The sequence below is a fragment of the Pseudomonas sp. 3HC3 genome (assembly GCF_044904505.1).
GTDB lineage: Bacteria > Pseudomonadota > Gammaproteobacteria > Pseudomonadales > Pseudomonadaceae > Aquipseudomonas > Aquipseudomonas putida_Y.
Genome location: NZ_JADDRH010000023.1, coordinates 24,112 through 38,962 on the forward strand (window position 1 = coordinate 24,112; position 14,851 = coordinate 38,962).

Sequence of the window (14,851 nt, forward strand, 5' to 3'; positions counted from 1 at the left end):
CGTCCGGGCTACCACTGGCTGGTGAGCGTTACCGGTACGCGCAGCGGCGCGATGGGGCCGTCACGTTGCCCGCACATCTCATCGTGCACCACCTGCTGCACCAGCATGCACGGCACCGGCGGCAGGTCGGCCAGCAACTGCCGCAGCTCGGTCGTGGATCGCACGCGCACGGGCTGCCCCTGGGCATCGCTCAATGTCACGGGGCCGGCGTCGGTCAGGGCACGCAGGAGGTAGAAGCCCCCCTCCAGCGACAGCAGTTCAAGTTCCTTGGCTTCGCCGGTCGAAACCAGCTGGGTCAGCGCGTTCAGATTCATGGTGTGCCCTCTGGCAGGCGGCGGAAGAACAAGGTTATCTGGCCAATCTCCACACCCAGTTTGCTCATGCTCGAGCGGTTGATCAGGGTGTCGTCATCCATGAGGTACATCCAGTCGTCCAGGTCTACCTGCCAGTGCCGCCCATCGACCGGCAGGTCCAGTTGGTAACGCCATCGCAGCGCGTTGCCCGCCACTTCGCCACGCGCCTCGCCGATCACGTCCCCTGCTGTTCCCCGCCAGCGCCCGGGGCCGTCCGGCACCAGCGTCCAGGTCCGCTGCTGACGTGTACCATCGCTATAGAGAAAATGTTCGTCGAGGATCAGCCGCTCACCCTCGCGGCGGCTGTCGATGCGCACATGGAAGCGCTTGACCACCTCCCCGGAACGCTTCTGGAACATCCCCCACGCCTGAACCGGGCGCGAGAAGAATGCCGCCAGGTCGAGCTTCGGCTGCTCCTGGGCATAGTGCTCGACACCGACATTGCCACAACTGCCCAGAAGCAGGCAGGCAGCCAGCAACAGCGCTTTGTACATGTTCAGGCTCCTCGGTCATCGCCAGCCAGCCCAAGCAGCCGCTGACGCAATTGGGGGTCTCTGGCCCGCGGGTCGAGCCAGATGGCGAAGAAGGCCCGGGCGAACACCGGATCGTTGATCGCGTGGCTCAGTTTGCCGTCGACGTAAAAGCGGCAACCCTGCCCCGGCAGGTACAAGCCCGTGATGCGCATGCCAGGGCTCACGTCCACGAATGCCTGCTCTATCGCCCTGGTCCACGCCGCGCGTTGCTGTGCCGTCATGCTGCCGCCATCCAGGCGTTGCATTTCCTCGAGGCTGGCCTTGACCAGCGTGTCCCTGGACAATGACCGGTGATAGAGCAGCTCAAGGGCGAACGGCTGGTTCCAGTCCTGAACCGGGCCAACTGCCCATAACCGGGCGGTATACAGCCGCAGGCCGAACCAGGTGAAATCACCGGCGCCCAGCCGTTGCGCCGCAGGCAGCTCCGCTCGCCAGTCTGCCGCCGACGACATTGCGGCTAGCAGCAGGCACAGACAGGTCCAACGTGCAGGGTGCGCCATTCTGACCTCAAGCACTTCGAGAAATACTATACAATAGTAGACGCTTGTACAGATATTTGATGGGAAGCGTACAGAATTTAATGCCTGGCATGCACATTTCTGCAAGCCTCGCGCCCCGTTATCGAAAAACCATGAACGTCGAGATAGAAGGAATTGCTCATGCTGTACGTCGTCATGCTCGGTGGACGCCACCCACGGGCCAATATCGAGGTCCACGACGTGGTGTTCGCGCAGGCGGACTCACTTGAACAGGCCTACCCACATTTGCGCCAAGCCTGGTTCGGGAGCCGAACGGGCCTGCACATCGACGCATGGATGGAAGTCGACGGTATTGACCTCTACCGCGTTGCGTTCAGCCAGGTAGCGCCTGGCCCACACGATCCCAGGCTGTTCTTCATCAACCTTGGCGGCTACGAGCCCGGGGTGTTTGGCGAGGCACACCGCTACCTGCTGGTGGTGGCGAAGGACAAGGCCGAGGCCAGGCAACTGGGCAAACAGCGCCTGCAGGCAGACTGGCTCAAGCCGCATACCGACGCGGTACTGGACGTCGACGATTGCCTGCCGATCGACTGGGTGAACGACCGTTACGTGCACTTGATCGAAGGGCCCCATGACGGCTTACGGCAGTACAGCGACTATATCCTGCTGTGAGCTCACCCCTGCCATGTGCAAGAACGTTGGCAGGCATCACAGGACGAGGCGCCAGCGCCCGGCCAAGAGGACACGCCGATGAGCCTGATAAACGACCTTCACACACCCGCCAACGTGCTGGTCTGCGGGGCCAGCCAAGGGATTGGCCTGGCATTGTGCACGCAGTTGCTGGCGCGCGATGACATCGGGCTGGTGTTCGCCGTTTCGCGACGAGCCACCACCAGCCCTGCGCTGGGTACCTTGTTCACAGAGCACGGACGACGGTTGGTTCGCCTCGACTGCGACGCCCGATCCGAGCAGGCACTGCAAACACTGGCCGCGCAGGTGGGCGCCTGCTGCGACCAGCTGAACCTTGTCTTCAGCACGCTTGGCGTGCTGCAAGAAGGCCCGGCACGGGCTGAAAAAGCGCTGACCCAGCTTGATATGGCGGGTTTGCTGAGCAGTTTCACAACCAACTGTTTCGCCCCTGTTCTGCTGCTCAAGCATTTGCTGCCGCTGCTGCGTCGGCAACCGATGGCCTTCGTCGCCTTGTCCGCGCGAGTTGGGTCGATCGGCGACAATCACCTGGGTGGCTGGTACAGCTACCGTGCCAGCAAAGCCGCGCTCAACCAGCTTCTGCGCACTGCAAGCATCGAGCTGAAGCGGCTGAACCCCGCTTCAACGGTACTTGCATTGCATCCCGGAACCACCGACACCCAGCTTTCCCGCCCCTTTCAGGGCAACGTGGCGCCGGACAAACTGTTCTCGCCCGCGTTTGCCGCCACCTGCATCCTGGCACTTGTGAGCCGTCACGGCCCGGCGCAGAGCGGAACGTTCTGGGCGTGGGATGGCACGCCGATTCCCTGGTGACGCGCGCGGAGAGCGCCCGGCCAAGTTGATGAACCAGGCATGCGCGAGAACGGTCAACCCTTTATCTGACAACGGCAGAGGGAAGGGTGGAACGAATGGTTTCGTTTGATCTGCAACGGATGCTGATAGGCGACTTTCCTTTTACCTTTCTGCTGGAAGTTTCCGTGCGTGTTTCAGCGGCCTTCCTGGCCGTGTTCTTTTTCTGAAGTTCAGTGGCCGGCGCGGTATCAGACAGCTGTCCCGGTTCGAGCTCGTGGTCATTCTCACCCTGGGCTCAGCGGCCGGCGATGTGACTTTTTACGAAGATGTACCGCTGCTTCCGGTGGCCGTGGTTTTCCTCACCCTGTTCATGCTTTACCGAGGAACGGTCTACCTCATGAGGCGAAACAGAACCTGCGAGGCCTGGATCGACGGGCTGCCAGTCACGGTAGTGAAAGATGGCATGTACGAAATCCATTCGCTGCGTCACATGAACATTTCACCGAATGAGCTGTTCATGGAGCTACGCCAGCAAGGTGTCGAGCACCTGGGCCAGGTTCGACTGGGCCTTCTGGAAACCGATGGCGATCTCAGTTTGTATTTCTACGATCAGCAAGACACACGTCCAGGCCTCTCAGTGCTGCCGTTCGAGCATCGCCCAGAGTACAGATCACCGCCCGGCGCCGGGTTGCATTGCTGCGTGAACTGCGGTTTTCCGGCCTACCATGAGCCTCACGACACCCTGGCGTGTTCACGTTGCGGTCATACAGTCTGGTCGCCTGCATTGGATACCGTACGCAACCGTTAGCCTGTTCTCCCTATACCGCCAAGCATCGAGCAGGAACTTTGCTCGCTGTTTGCAGGCCCTTATGAAAGGCCTATCAGCACGAGGAGAGAACGATGAGTGCACAATTGAACGGCAAGCGCGTGGCCTTTCTGGTCACCGATGGCTTTGAACAGGTGGAACTGACCGGCCCGCGTGACGCCTTGGAAAACAGCGGCGCGGTGGTCGATATCCTGAGCGAAAAAGAAGGCACGGTACGTGGCTGGAACCATGACGAACCCGCCGACGCGTTCAGCGTGGATGCGACTTTCGACAGTGCGCAGCTTGACCTCTACGATGCCCTGGTGCTGCCCGGCGGTGTGCAGAATTCGGACACGATTCGCTTGATTCCCGGCGCGCAGAAGCTGGTTAAAAGCCACGATGCGGCCGGCAAGCCGCTGGCGGTCATCTGCCATGGCGCGTGGTTGCTGATATCGAGCGGGTTGGCCAAAGGCAAGCGAATGACCAGCTACAAAACCTTGCAAGATGACATTCGTAATGCGGGCGGTACGTGGCTGGATGAACAAGTGGTGGTCGATGGCAACCTCATCACCAGCCGCCAGCCGGATGACATCCCCGCTTTCAATGAGCAGTTGATCAAGGCATTGGCAGGCTGATCCTGATGCTCTTCAGCGCGTGCTGGCCGCCCATGGCACCGACCAGCACGCGCTGATCACGCCAGCTGGATGAAAACCGAATAGCTGCCCAGCAAAACCCAGAAGCACAGGAAAATCCAGGGCGTGCGCAAGGAAAACAGCAGCGATTTACGGTGCCCTGCCTGAGAGGTCTCGGCCTCGCAGAACAGCGGCGACTCGTCATAGGCAAGGCCCATCATCGGCTCGCTGCGCAGCAGGTGGCTCTGCTTCATCTGCCAGTGCTCGATAATCCGGAAGGCCGCGCGGATGCCAGGCCAGGCATTCAGTGTACTGAGCACACCGAGCAGTGCGAGAAAAGCCGGCACCATCAAGGTGAACATCTCGCCCCAGCCTGGGTTCAGGTTGCCCATTGATGACACGTAGGCGATCACCAGGAACGACTGGGCAGCAAGATAAGCGTCAGTGCGGTTGGCCAGGATGGTGGTCTCATACTGAATTTCGCGCCGATAGAAATCCAGCCGCTCCTTGGGCGTACCGAACATCCTTTCATTCGTCTGGTCGATCTCATGTTCCGGCGTGGAAGGCGTGATGATTCGAGGCACTGCAGGCTCCTTGATAACGTGGGCCTCACCCATGCCAGCAAGCCCCGTCAGCGGTAGAGCCAGGCGGTTGGTAAAAATTCACTGGAAGTGGGTGCATCAACCGCTCGTCGCTCAGCACGAAGATCCACTTCAACACTGGCTTGCCGCGCCTTTCGAACGGAAATGAGCGTTTCAACCTGCAGGAGCTTCCAGCATGAGCGACTACCCTACCCCTCCATTCGCCTCCCAACCGCAAAGCGTTCCAGGTTCCCAGCGCAGGATGGAGCCGTATCCGGACTGTGGCGAGCAGAGCTACACCGGCAACAATCGCCTCGAAGGCAAGATTGCTTTGATAACTGGTGCTGACAGCGGCATCGGCCGTGCGGTAGCGATTGCCTATGCCCGGGAAGGCGCTGACGTAGCCATTGCCTATCTGAATGAACACGAAGATGCGCAGGAAACAGCGCGCTGGGTCAAAGCGGCTGGCCGCCAGTGCCTGCTGCTGCCCGGCGACCTGGCACAGAAACAGCATTGCCATGACATCGTCGACAAGACCGTGGCGCAGTTTGGTCGCATCGATATCCTGGTCAACAATGCCGCGTTCCAGATGGCCCATGAAAGCCTGGACGACATTGACGACGATGAATGGGTAAAGACCTTCGATACCAACATCACCGCCATTTTCCGCATTTGCCAACGCGCTTTGCCCTCGATGCCAAAAGGCGGCTCGATCATCAACACCAGCTCGGTCAACTCTGACGACCCGTCACCCAGCTTGTTGGCCTATGCCGCCACCAAAGGGGCCATTGCCAATTTCACTGCTGGCCTTGCGCAATTGCTGGGCAAGCAGGGCATTCGCGTCAATAGCGTCGCGCCCGGCCCGATCTGGACACCGCTGATACCGGCCACCATGCCTGATGAGGCGGTGAAAAATTTCGGTTCCGGTTACCCGATGGGGCGGCCGGGTCAACCTGTCGAGGTGGCGCCAATCTATGTCTTGCTGGGGTCCGATGAAGCCAGCTACATCTCGGGTTCGCGCTACGCCGTGACAGGGGGCAAACCTATCCTGTGAAAGTGCTGCCGGGGCCTGCTGACGCGGGCCTCGGTGCCACATCGAGGAAGAGGAAAAAGAGCTCTTCCCCACCGCGAAAAAACTGCTCGGAAAAGACCAACTGGAAGAGCTGGGGCTCGCCATGCAAGCCCAGAAAAAGCTGCTGAAGGGTGAGCAACGGGCCGCGTGAATCAAAGGCGCCAGGCCAGGTCGGGCACGATCGACCCGGCCTGGCGCCATGGGTTAATGTTTGGGACTCGCTTCGATGGAGAGCTGGATCGACTTGCTGGAGTGGCCGGCCATGGTGGTCACGGTGGTGGCAGCCTGGTGTATCGGATCGCACCGTCCAGGACGGCGCATGGTGGGCTTCTGCTGTTTTATCGCCAGCAACATACTGTGGTCAGTCTGGGGGTGGCATGCTCAGGCCTGGGCTTTGATTGTGCTGCAGCTTGTGTTGTGCGGCATGAACCTGAGGGGATGGCGCAAGAATAAAAGCGCTTCAACGAAAGCGCAGGTCACACTTGCCGAGCATCCCTTCGCACCGCCTGAGGAGGGACGCCAAACCCACGGATGAACACCTCGCGCATGTGCCGGCGGTCCCTGAACCCGGTTTCCTTGGCCACCACCTCCAGGCTGTGCCGGCTCTGCTCGATCATCAGCCGGGCAGCCTCGAGCCGCAGGCCCTCGATGGCCTTGGCGGGTGATTGCCCGGTCTCGGCAGTGAATACACGGGTGAACTGCCGAGGGCTCAGGTGCGCCACCTGGGCCAGCTCTTCCACGCTCAATGGGCGGCTGAGGTGCACGCGCGCGTAATCCAGCGCGCTCTGGATACGGTCAGTCCTGGGCGACAGCGACAACAGTTCGGAGTGTTGCGACTGCCCACCAGAACGGCGTTGATGCATGACCATCTTGTGCGCCACCGACCTGGCTATCTCGTTGCCCAGATCCTTTTCCACCATGCCCAGGGCCATGTCCAGGGCGGCGGTCATGCCGGCGGACGTCCATATCGACCCATCGACGATGAAGATCCGGTCTTCCTCGACGTCGATTTCCGGGTGCAACTCACGCAACTTGTTCGCGTAGGCCCAGTGGGTTGTAGCACGCCGCCCATCCAGCACCCCGGCCTGCGCCAGTACGAAACAGCCGGTGCAAAGACCCGCAGTGCGCCGCGCAGCGTCGACGAAGCCCCGCACGCTGGCCAGCACCTCTTCACCGGGCGGTGTCAACGGCGTCAGCGTACCCGTCACCATCCAGGTGTCAGCCAGACCAGGGGCGGCCAAAGGCAGCGTCTCGACAGACATCCCCAACGAGGAGCGCACCGTGCCGCCACCGACAGAAAAGTTCTCGAGCCTGTAAACCGCTTTGCCGGCGACGATGTTGGCAAACTCGAACACGGTTTGCGTTGCCAGGGACATGATCTGAAAGCCTTCGGTTAACAAATAGCCAACCCGGTGCATGGTTGAACCCCACTTAGCAATGTCCTGAAACACTACCATATACGTCCTTTAAGACAATAACCGTCTTCTGCATCATGGCTCCACCCACTCAAAGCAACGGAGTATCACCATGGCACAGGCATTCAAAGGCACCGCGCTTGTCACCGGCGCTTCCACCGGCATCGGTTCGCTCTACGCAGAGCAGTTGGCACGCCGCGGTTATGACTTGGTACTGGTGGCCCGCAACCGGGAACGCCTTAACGCATTGGCGGGCCGGCTCACCACCGAAACCCGGCAGAATGTGGAAGTGTTCCCGGCCGACCTGGCCAATACAGATGACCTTGCCAAGGTAGAACGCAAGCTGCGCGAAGATGCCAGCATCAGCATGCTGGTGAACAACGCCGGCATCGGCACCCATACCAGCCTGCTGGAAAGCGATGTCGAGCGCATGGCCGAAATGATCAGCCTGAACGTGACCGCCCTCACCCGCCTGACCTATGCGGCTGTACCTGGCTTTGTGGCGCGTGAGCGGGGGGCGATCATCAATATCTCGTCCATCGTCAGCCTGGCGCCAGAACTGCTCAACGGCGTCTACGGCGGCAGCAAGGCGTACGTCACTGCGTTCACCCAGTCCTTGAACAAGGAGCTGGCATGCAAGGGGGTGCAGGTGCAGGCGGTACTGCCCGGGGCCACCGCCACTGACTTCTGGCAAATCGGCGGCTTACCGGTCGAAAACCTCGATCCCGGCATCGTGATGTCGGCCCAGGACTTGGTGGACGGTGCGCTGCAGGACTTCGACAACGGGGTGCTGATCTCCTTGCCGTCAATGCAAGATCTGCAAGCCTTCGACCAATACGAAGCTGCCCGCCAGGCCTTGTTCGGCCAATTATCCAGCAACCAGCTTGCACCGCGGTACAGCGCCATCTGACGGTTGCGCGTGAGGCGCTTACACTTGGTAACGAGCGCCTCACACCATTTTCACTGAAGGAGGGAAAGTCTTGCGCTATTTGGCCAGTTTATCGCCTTAATCGAAACGACTAGCCTGAGCTCACTTTTCCCCTACCCAAGAGGTTGCGCCAATGAAGGCTGTCGTTTACACCCAACCCGGTTTGCCGATCCAGGACCCGCAGTCGTTGTATGACGCGCAGTTGCCCGAACCCAAGCCGGGAGCCCGGGATCTGCTGGTCGAGGTAAAGGCCATTGCTGTCAACCCGGTCGACACGAAAATCCGCGCGAGCCGCGGCGGTGAGCAACCACAGGTTCTCGGCTGGGATGCGGTTGGCGTTGTTCGCGAGGTTGGGCCAGAGGTCACGTTGTTCCAACCTGGCGATGAGGTTTTCTACGCCGGTGCCATCGACCGTGCTGGCAGCTACAGCGAGCGCCATGTGGTGGACGAGCGTATCGTCGGACACAAGCCCCGCAGCCTGGACAACGCCAGTGCCGCAGCCCTGCCCCTTACTTCCATCACCGCATGGGAGCTACTGTTTGACCGCCTGGGTATTGAGGAAAACGGGGGCCAAGGCCAAAGCCTTCTGGTGATCGGAGCCGCCGGCGGGGTGGGCTCGATCCTGGTCCAGCTCGCCAGCAAACTCACACAGCTGGTTGTCATCGGCACCGCTTCAAGGCCTGAAACCCAGGCCTGGGTCAAGGAACTGGGGGCACATCATGTCATCGATCACACCAAACCGATCCCCCATCAACTGGAAGCGCTGAAGCTGAACCCGGTCGATCATGTAATCAGCCTGACCCATACCGACACCTACCTCCCCCAACTGGTCGAAGTGCTTCGTCCACAAGGCAAGCTCGCGCTGATCGACGACCCGGCACAACTGGATGTCATGCCGCTCAAGCGCAAATCCCTTTCCCTGCACTGGGAGCTCATGTTCACCCGTTCGCTGTACCAGACCGAGGACATGATCAAGCAGCATCAACTACTCGATCGCATTTCACAGCTGGTGGATGATGGGGTGCTCAAGACTACCCTCGGCGAGCACTACGGCACCATCAACGCCGAGCACCTCAAACGCGCTCACGCCTTGATCGAGAGCGGGAAAGCACGCGGCAAGATTGTTCTGGAAGGTTTCTGATCGCGTTCCGGTTCCGAGGCAAGGCTCAGCTTTCATGACCACCCCGTACTCCGCTTCGCGAATGCACAAGCCGTGAACGATTACCTGAAAGGAACGTTTCACGGCGGCTGCCGGCATTCTCAAGGCTTTGCAGTGCGCCCTTTTTTCCATTGCGCCCTGGAGACACCTTCAGAGTAACCGGTGACACCGATCGCTACCTGCTGAATGCGGCCGCCATGCTGAAGGAAGGCCTCGACCTGCTCGCAGATGCGCACATGGGCTTTTTGGGCCGCGTTGGGGTACGTCTGGGACATGTTGGCATCTCGGTTATGAGCCACTGAACGACAGTCACCCGAGCAGGCACTATACACCCTGCATTGCCATCAGGGCCTGAAGCCTGCCAAAACCCTGCTTTTGTCGACCGGAGGGGCCATGGCTATGCTGGGCTGCATGTGCCCACGCCCAAGAATGCTTGCCTGAACATATGGTAATACGTATATTCGGTTTTCCATATGTTCAGGCGCACCCATGATCACTCCGCCCGATGTCTTCAAGAGCCTCTCTGACGAAACCCGCGCTCGCGCCACTCTGCTTATCGCCAGCCTTGGCGAATTGTGCGTCTGCGAACTGATGTGCGCGCTGGACGACAGCCAGCCCAAGATCAGTCGCCATCTGGCACAACTGCGCAGCAATGGCATGCTGCTGGACCGCCGTCAGGGCCAGTGGGTGTATTACCGCCTGAATCCGGAGCTGCCTTCCTGGGTTCACGAGATGCTGCAGGTCACCTTGCAAGCCAATTCGCAATGGCTGGCAGACAACGCCCTTCGGCTGAAGAACATGGACGGCCGCCCCGTTCGTGATTCGGCCTGCTGCTGATCATCACCAAGCGAGATATTCATGCTGCCCGCCATTGCTGTCTTCGTATTCACCCTCATATTGGTCATCTGGCAACCCAAGGGGCTCGGGGTCGGCTGGAGCGCCGCGCTAGGCGCCATCATTGCCCTGGCTACAGGCGTAGTTTCGCTGCATGACATCCCTGCCGTATGGGCCATTGTCTGGAACGCCACCGCCACGTTCATCGCGATCATCATCATCAGCTTGCTGCTGGATGAGGCGGGTTTCTTCGAATGGGCCGCATTGCATGTGGCGCGCTGGGCCAACGGCGGCGGCTACCGCCTGTTCGCCTTCTGCGTACTGCTCGGCGCCGCTGTATCGGCCCTGTTCGCCAACGACGGTGCGGCGCTGATCCTCACCCCCATCGTCATGTCGATGCTGCTCGCGCTGCGCTTCTCACCTGCAGCGACACTGGCCTTTGTCATGGCAGCAGGCTTCATTGCCGACACGGCAAGCTTGCCGCTGGTGGTCTCCAACCTGGTCAACATCGTCTCGGCCGACTACTTCGGCCTGGGCTTCGCCGAATACGCATCGGTGATGGTGCCGGTGAATATCGCCAGCGTGGCGGCCACCCTGCTGGTGCTTTTCCTGTTTTTCCGTCGTGATCTCCCCAAGCAGTACGCGCTCGATGCGCTGAAGGCGCCGAGCGAGGCAATTCATGACCCCGCCACCTTCAAAGTCGGTTGGTGGGTGCTGCTGGTGTTGCTTGCAGGCCTGTTCGTACTGGAACCTCTGGGCATCCCGATCAGTGCGGTGGCCGCCGTCTGCGCCGCAATCCTCTTTGCCGTGGCCGCTCGTGGTCACCGCATCTCAACCCGTCGCGTGCTGCGGGAAGCGCCGTGGCAGGTGGTGATCTTTTCTCTGGGCATGTACCTGGTGGTGTACGGTCTGAAGAACGCCGGCCTTACGAACATGCTCACCCATCTGCTGGACTGGCTTGCCGGGCAGGGACTGTGGAGCGCGGCCATTGGCACCGGGTTGATCTCCGCGCTGCTGTCCTCAGTCATGAACAACATGCCCAGCGTGCTGATCGGCGCATTGTCGATCCAGGCCAGTGGCGCAGAGGGCCTGGTACGTGAGGCGATGATCTACGCCAATGTCATCGGCTGCGACCTTGGCCCGAAGATCACCCCGATCGGCAGCCTCGCCACGCTGCTTTGGCTGCATGTGCTGGCGCGTAAAGGCATGCGCATCACCTGGGGTTACTACTTCAAGGTCGGCCTGCTGCTCACGGTACCGGTTTTGCTGATCACCCTTTCTGCTCTGGCACTGCGCCTGAGCCTCTGAAGTTCGCCACCCAGCGGAGGAGCCCTCCATGCGAGTCCTGTTCATGTGCACGGCCAACAGCTGCCGCAGCATCCTTTCCGAAGCAATGTTCAACCACCTGGCACCGCCCGGTTTCGAGGCAGTCAGCTCTGGCAGCTTCCCCAAGGGCCAGGTGTTGCCACGCAGCCTGAGCACGTTGCAGCAGGCCAATATCTCGACCAAGGGCCTGAGCAGCAAAGGCAACGATGCGTTCGAGGACAACCCGCCAGACATCGTCATCACCGTCTGCGACAAGGCCGCGGGCGAAGCCTGCCCGGTGTATTTCGGCCCTGCCCTGAAGTCGCATTGGGGGCTGGAAGACCCGTCCGATGTCGTGGGTGACGAAGCTTTGGTCGATGCGGCGTTCCGGGCCACACTGGCCCGCATCGAATCCCGCTGCCAGGCCTTCTTCGCACTGCCGTTCGATCAACTCGACCGCGAGCAGCTCAAGCACGCGCTGGATCGCATCGGCTCGCTTTGAACAGGAAAAATACATGTCCGAGCAACTGCCTAACCTCGACCTCACGCTGTTCGATCTGCCGCCTTCGGCAACCCCGACCAGCGAACACAAACCACGCATCCTGCTGCTGTACGGGTCAACCCGAGAACGCTCCTTCAGTCGCTTGCTGGTAGAAGAAGCCGCACGCCTACTGGAGCACTTCGGTGCCGAAACCCGCACCTTCGACCCGTCGGGCCTGCCGCTGCCTGACGATGTACCCGTGGAGCATCCCAAAGTGCAGGAGCTGCGTGACCTGGTGCAGTGGTCAGAAGGCCAGGTGTGGTGCTCGCCGGAGCGCCATGGGGCGATGTCGGCGGTGTTCAAGGCACAGATTGACTGGATTCCCTTGGCGCTGGGTGCGCTGCGTCCCACCCAAGGCAAGACCCTGGCCGTGATGCAGGTGTGCGGCGGCTCGCAGTCGTTCAACGTGGTCAACCAGTTGCGCGTGCTGGGCCGCTGGATGCGGATGTTCACCATCCCGAACCAGTCTTCGGTTCCCAAGGCTTATCTGGAGTTCGACGACGCCGGACGGATGAAGCCTTCGCCCTACTACGATCGGGTGGTTGATGTCATGGAGGAGCTGGTGAAGTTCACCGTCCTGCTACGCGACCGTCAGGCATTCCTGGTGGACCGATATTCAGAACGCAAGGAAAGCGCCGAGCAGCTATCTGAGCGGGTCAATCAGCGATCAATCTGAAGCAACCTCGGTTCAAGACAGTGGAAACGACAGGGTAGCGGCCAGCCCGCCAGCCGATCTGTTTTCAAGACGTACCTGCCCACCCATGCGGCCGATGATGGTCGCGACGATGGAGAGCCCGAGGCCAGCACCATTTGGGCTATTGCGGCTATAAAAGCGTTCGAATACACGGGACAGGCTCTCCTCATCGATACCCGTCCCTTCATCCTCGACGACCAGTTCGACGCTGCTGTCCAGGCGCCGCAGTGACACGGCTATGCGCCCACCAGGCGGTGAGTGTTCTACCGCGTTGGACACAAGGTTCTGTAGCGCAATGCCCAGCGCGCCAGCGTCGATCTGCAGGTGGTGGTCCCCTTCGTCGATGTCCAGCGAGGGTTCCAGGCCACGGTCCAGTATCCATGGCGCCAGTTCAGCCAGGGTTTCGGTGACGACCTCGGCAAGGTCGACCCGGGTGCTGGCTCGCTGCCCCAGTTTTGGCTCAACGCGGGCCAATGTCAGCAACTGGTTGACCACCCGTGTCAGCCTATCGACCCCGCCCACAAGAAAGCCCAGGGCTTTCTCGCGCTCGGCATCATTGCTGGCGGCCAGCGCGTTCTGCGCGTGCAGCCGCAGTACGGCCAGAGGCGTACGCATTTCGTGGGCAGCATCGGCAATGAAGCGATGTTCACGTCGCAGCAGATCGTCGATCTGCGCCAGCAGGCGATTGATGGCCGCCTGCATGGGCTCCAGTTCAGTGGGAAGCGGTACCAGTTGCAGCGGCTCCAGCGAATCGGCATGGCGCCTGCGGATGACATTGGCCATGTTCTGCAGTGGCCGTAGCCCCCAGCCGATCGCAGCCCACACCAACAGTGCCAATGCCAGGCTGCCAAGCAGGAACGGGAACAGCGTGTGGCGAACGATGCGGTCGATCAGGTCGTAGCGCACATCATCACGCTCACCCACCCAGATAAGCCAGTGTTTTTCCGGCACCGGCAAAACGAAACCGCGCCATTGTTCACCACCACTGGAAAAGTCGTAGAACCCTGGAGCAGTGGGTGGTGGGTCAATTGACGGCGCACTGGGTGTATGTACCAGCAACGCCATGCCTTCACCCCAGACCTGGAACGCCAGCTTGCTTTCGTAAGGGTGGCCCACCTGATGGCGCCCTGCTTTGCCCAAGGCATCGTTGAAGGCCTGATACAGCGCCTCACGCGAGCCCTCTTGTACCGGCATGCTCATTACACCTTGCAGCAAACGCGCATTCTGGGCCAGGTGCGCGTCATACACCTCGTTAATTTCGTGGCTGCTGTCATGGTAGTTATAGAGCGCGAGCAGGCCGGTGCCGAGTAGCAGCAAGAGCATCACGCGCCACAGCGTACGCTGGCGTAGCGAGCTCATGCCTTGACCTCGACCAGATAGCCAATGCCGCGCACCGTGCGAATCAGGCCGTTGAACAGCTTCTTGCGCAGGTGGTAGATGTTCACCTCCAGCGTGTTGCTCTCCGGTTCTTCATCCCAGCCATACAGCAGTTGAGTCAGGCGTTCACGCGTGAATACCTTGCCGGGATGTGCCAGCAATTCATGCAACAGCACATACTCTTTGGGGGTGAGCACAACTTCGACGCCATTGTAGTGCACTTGCTGGGTGGCCGGGTCCAGGCTGACCCCGGCATGCTCGATCAGCACCTTGGCGCGCCCGACGCTGCGCCGCAGCAAGGCGCGCAAGCGCGCCTTGAGCTCGTTGAGGTCGAAAGGCTTGACCAGGTAATCATCGGCACCGGCATCCAGGCCGGCAATGCGATCATCGAGAGCATCCCGCGCGGTGAGGATCAGCACCGGCAAGCTGTCGCCGCCGGCGCGTAATCGCCTGAGTAGCTCGATGCCATCCAAACGGGGCAATCCAAGATCCAGGATCAGCAGGTCGAAGGTCTCGTGTTGCAGCGCATGCAAGCCACTGACACCGTCACACAACCAGTCGAGGGTGTACCCCTCCAGGCGCAAGCCGTCGCAGATCCCTTCCCCCAGTGCAATGTCATCCTCAACCAGCAACAGCCGCATGT

The 14,851-nt window shown here is 60.7% G+C and carries 19 protein-coding genes and 2 pseudogenes; 13 read left to right on the top strand and 8 right to left on the bottom strand.

Annotated elements, in window-relative coordinates; all coding sequences use genetic code 11:
• Positions 1–8 precede the first annotated feature (8 nt).
• The 3 genes from INQ47_RS22570 to INQ47_RS22580 are packed head-to-tail and all read right to left on the bottom strand — an operon-like array spanning position 9 to position 1,386.
• Positions 9–314 carry a DUF6482 family protein gene (locus INQ47_RS22570; protein ID WP_021782287.1) on the bottom strand — a complete coding sequence of 102 codons (306 nt, stop codon included), beginning with the start codon at positions 312–314 and terminating at the stop codon, positions 9–11.
• Complete coding sequence (locus INQ47_RS22575; RefSeq protein WP_019751189.1) at positions 311–847, bottom strand: DUF3833 domain-containing protein; 537 nt, start codon at positions 845–847, stop codon at positions 311–313. Before INQ47_RS22575 ends, INQ47_RS22570 begins: the two co-directional genes overlap by 4 nt.
• Before the next feature lie 2 nt (positions 848–849).
• Positions 850–1,386 (bottom strand): chalcone isomerase family protein, encoded by a 537-nt coding sequence (locus tag INQ47_RS22580; RefSeq protein ID WP_404702624.1) that lies wholly within the window; start codon positions 1,384–1,386, stop codon positions 850–852.
• A gap of 159 nt (positions 1,387–1,545) precedes the next feature.
• Here INQ47_RS22580 and INQ47_RS22585 point away from each other — a divergent pair, with 159 nt between their 5' ends.
• From INQ47_RS22585 to INQ47_RS22600, 4 genes and pseudogenes are all read left to right on the top strand, one after another.
• On the top strand, positions 1,546–2,037 hold the full coding sequence (locus tag INQ47_RS22585; protein WP_404702625.1) for a DUF1543 domain-containing protein: 492 nt from the start codon (positions 1,546–1,548) through the stop codon (positions 2,035–2,037).
• 78 nt (positions 2,038–2,115) lie between these two features.
• Positions 2,116–2,886 (top strand): SDR family NAD(P)-dependent oxidoreductase, encoded by a 771-nt coding sequence (locus INQ47_RS22590; protein WP_404702626.1) that lies wholly within the window; start codon positions 2,116–2,118, stop codon positions 2,884–2,886.
• Positions 2,887–2,981: 95 nt separating this feature from the next.
• Positions 2,982–3,673 (top strand): annotated as a pseudogene (locus INQ47_RS22595) (DUF421 domain-containing protein).
• 92 nt (positions 3,674–3,765) lie between these two features.
• Positions 3,766–4,305 carry a type 1 glutamine amidotransferase domain-containing protein gene (locus INQ47_RS22600; protein WP_404702627.1) on the top strand — a complete coding sequence of 180 codons (540 nt, stop codon included), beginning with the start codon at positions 3,766–3,768 and terminating at the stop codon, positions 4,303–4,305.
• Between the two features lie 56 nt (positions 4,306–4,361).
• Here INQ47_RS22600 and INQ47_RS22605 read toward each other — a convergent pair whose 3' ends face one another.
• Positions 4,362–4,886, bottom strand: a complete 525-nt coding sequence (locus INQ47_RS22605; protein ID WP_021782281.1) for a hypothetical protein — start codon at positions 4,884–4,886, stop codon at positions 4,362–4,364.
• Positions 4,887–5,079: 193 nt separating this feature from the next.
• Here INQ47_RS22605 and INQ47_RS22610 point away from each other — a divergent pair, with 193 nt between their 5' ends.
• The 3 genes and pseudogenes from INQ47_RS22610 to INQ47_RS22620 all read left to right on the top strand — a co-directional run bounded on the left by INQ47_RS22610 (position 5,080) and on the right by INQ47_RS22620 (position 6,490).
• Positions 5,080–5,937, top strand: a complete 858-nt coding sequence (locus INQ47_RS22610) for a glucose 1-dehydrogenase (RefSeq protein ID WP_339533774.1) — start codon at positions 5,080–5,082, stop codon at positions 5,935–5,937.
• A 37-nt stretch (positions 5,938–5,974) separates the two neighbouring features.
• A pseudogene (locus INQ47_RS22615) lies at positions 5,975–6,106 on the top strand (hemerythrin domain-containing protein); the annotation flags it as partial.
• Positions 6,107–6,181: 75 nt separating this feature from the next.
• Positions 6,182–6,490, top strand: coding sequence for a hypothetical protein (locus tag INQ47_RS22620; protein ID WP_404702628.1), 309 nt, complete (start codon positions 6,182–6,184; stop codon positions 6,488–6,490).
• Here the strand turns inward: INQ47_RS22620 and INQ47_RS22625 are convergent.
• Positions 6,432–7,373, bottom strand: coding sequence for a GlxA family transcriptional regulator (locus INQ47_RS22625; RefSeq protein ID WP_404702629.1), 942 nt, complete (start codon positions 7,371–7,373; stop codon positions 6,432–6,434). The two genes, INQ47_RS22620 and INQ47_RS22625, sit on opposite strands and share 59 nt — an antisense overlap.
• Before the next feature lie 109 nt (positions 7,374–7,482).
• Here INQ47_RS22625 and INQ47_RS22630 point away from each other — a divergent pair, with 109 nt between their 5' ends.
• Together INQ47_RS22630 and INQ47_RS22635 are read left to right on the top strand one after the other, a co-directional pair.
• Positions 7,483–8,280: an SDR family NAD(P)-dependent oxidoreductase gene (locus INQ47_RS22630; RefSeq protein WP_404702630.1), complete on the top strand. Its 798-nt coding sequence runs from the start codon at positions 7,483–7,485 to the stop codon at positions 8,278–8,280.
• A gap of 151 nt (positions 8,281–8,431) precedes the next feature.
• Positions 8,432–9,439, top strand: a complete 1,008-nt coding sequence (locus INQ47_RS22635; protein WP_021782275.1) for a zinc-binding alcohol dehydrogenase family protein — start codon at positions 8,432–8,434, stop codon at positions 9,437–9,439.
• 119 nt (positions 9,440–9,558) lie between these two features.
• On the opposite strand, the gene INQ47_RS22640 is transcribed toward INQ47_RS22635, so the two are convergent.
• The gene (locus INQ47_RS22640) at positions 9,559–9,732 is read right to left on the bottom strand and encodes a hypothetical protein (protein WP_021782274.1); all 174 of its coding nucleotides are present in this window, start codon (positions 9,730–9,732) and stop codon (positions 9,559–9,561) included.
• A 214-nt stretch (positions 9,733–9,946) separates the two neighbouring features.
• Here INQ47_RS22640 and INQ47_RS22645 point away from each other — a divergent pair, with 214 nt between their 5' ends.
• The 4 genes from INQ47_RS22645 to arsH are packed head-to-tail and all read left to right on the top strand — an operon-like array spanning position 9,947 to position 12,813.
• Entirely contained in the window at positions 9,947–10,294 is a 348-nt protein-coding gene (locus tag INQ47_RS22645; protein ID WP_021782273.1) for a metalloregulator ArsR/SmtB family transcription factor, read from the top strand.
• A 21-nt stretch (positions 10,295–10,315) separates the two neighbouring features.
• Positions 10,316–11,599, top strand: a complete 1,284-nt coding sequence (locus tag INQ47_RS22650; RefSeq protein WP_404702631.1) for an arsenic transporter — start codon at positions 10,316–10,318, stop codon at positions 11,597–11,599.
• A 28-nt stretch (positions 11,600–11,627) separates the two neighbouring features.
• Entirely contained in the window at positions 11,628–12,098 is a 471-nt protein-coding gene (locus INQ47_RS22655) for an arsenate reductase ArsC (RefSeq protein ID WP_404702632.1), read from the top strand.
• A gap of 13 nt (positions 12,099–12,111) precedes the next feature.
• Complete coding sequence (arsH, locus tag INQ47_RS22660; protein ID WP_404702633.1) at positions 12,112–12,813, top strand: arsenical resistance protein ArsH; 702 nt, start codon at positions 12,112–12,114, stop codon at positions 12,811–12,813.
• 12 nt (positions 12,814–12,825) lie between these two features.
• On the opposite strand, the gene INQ47_RS22665 is transcribed toward arsH, so the two are convergent.
• Both INQ47_RS22665 and INQ47_RS22670 read right to left on the bottom strand, forming a co-directional pair.
• A complete protein-coding gene (locus INQ47_RS22665) occupies positions 12,826–14,190 on the bottom strand; it encodes an ATP-binding protein (protein ID WP_021782269.1) in 1,365 nt (454 codons plus the stop codon).
• Positions 14,187–14,849, bottom strand: coding sequence for a response regulator (locus INQ47_RS22670; RefSeq protein WP_404702634.1), 663 nt, complete (start codon positions 14,847–14,849; stop codon positions 14,187–14,189). The genes INQ47_RS22665 and INQ47_RS22670 overlap by 4 nt, the downstream gene beginning before the upstream one ends.
• Between the last annotated feature and the right edge of the window lie 2 nt (positions 14,850–14,851).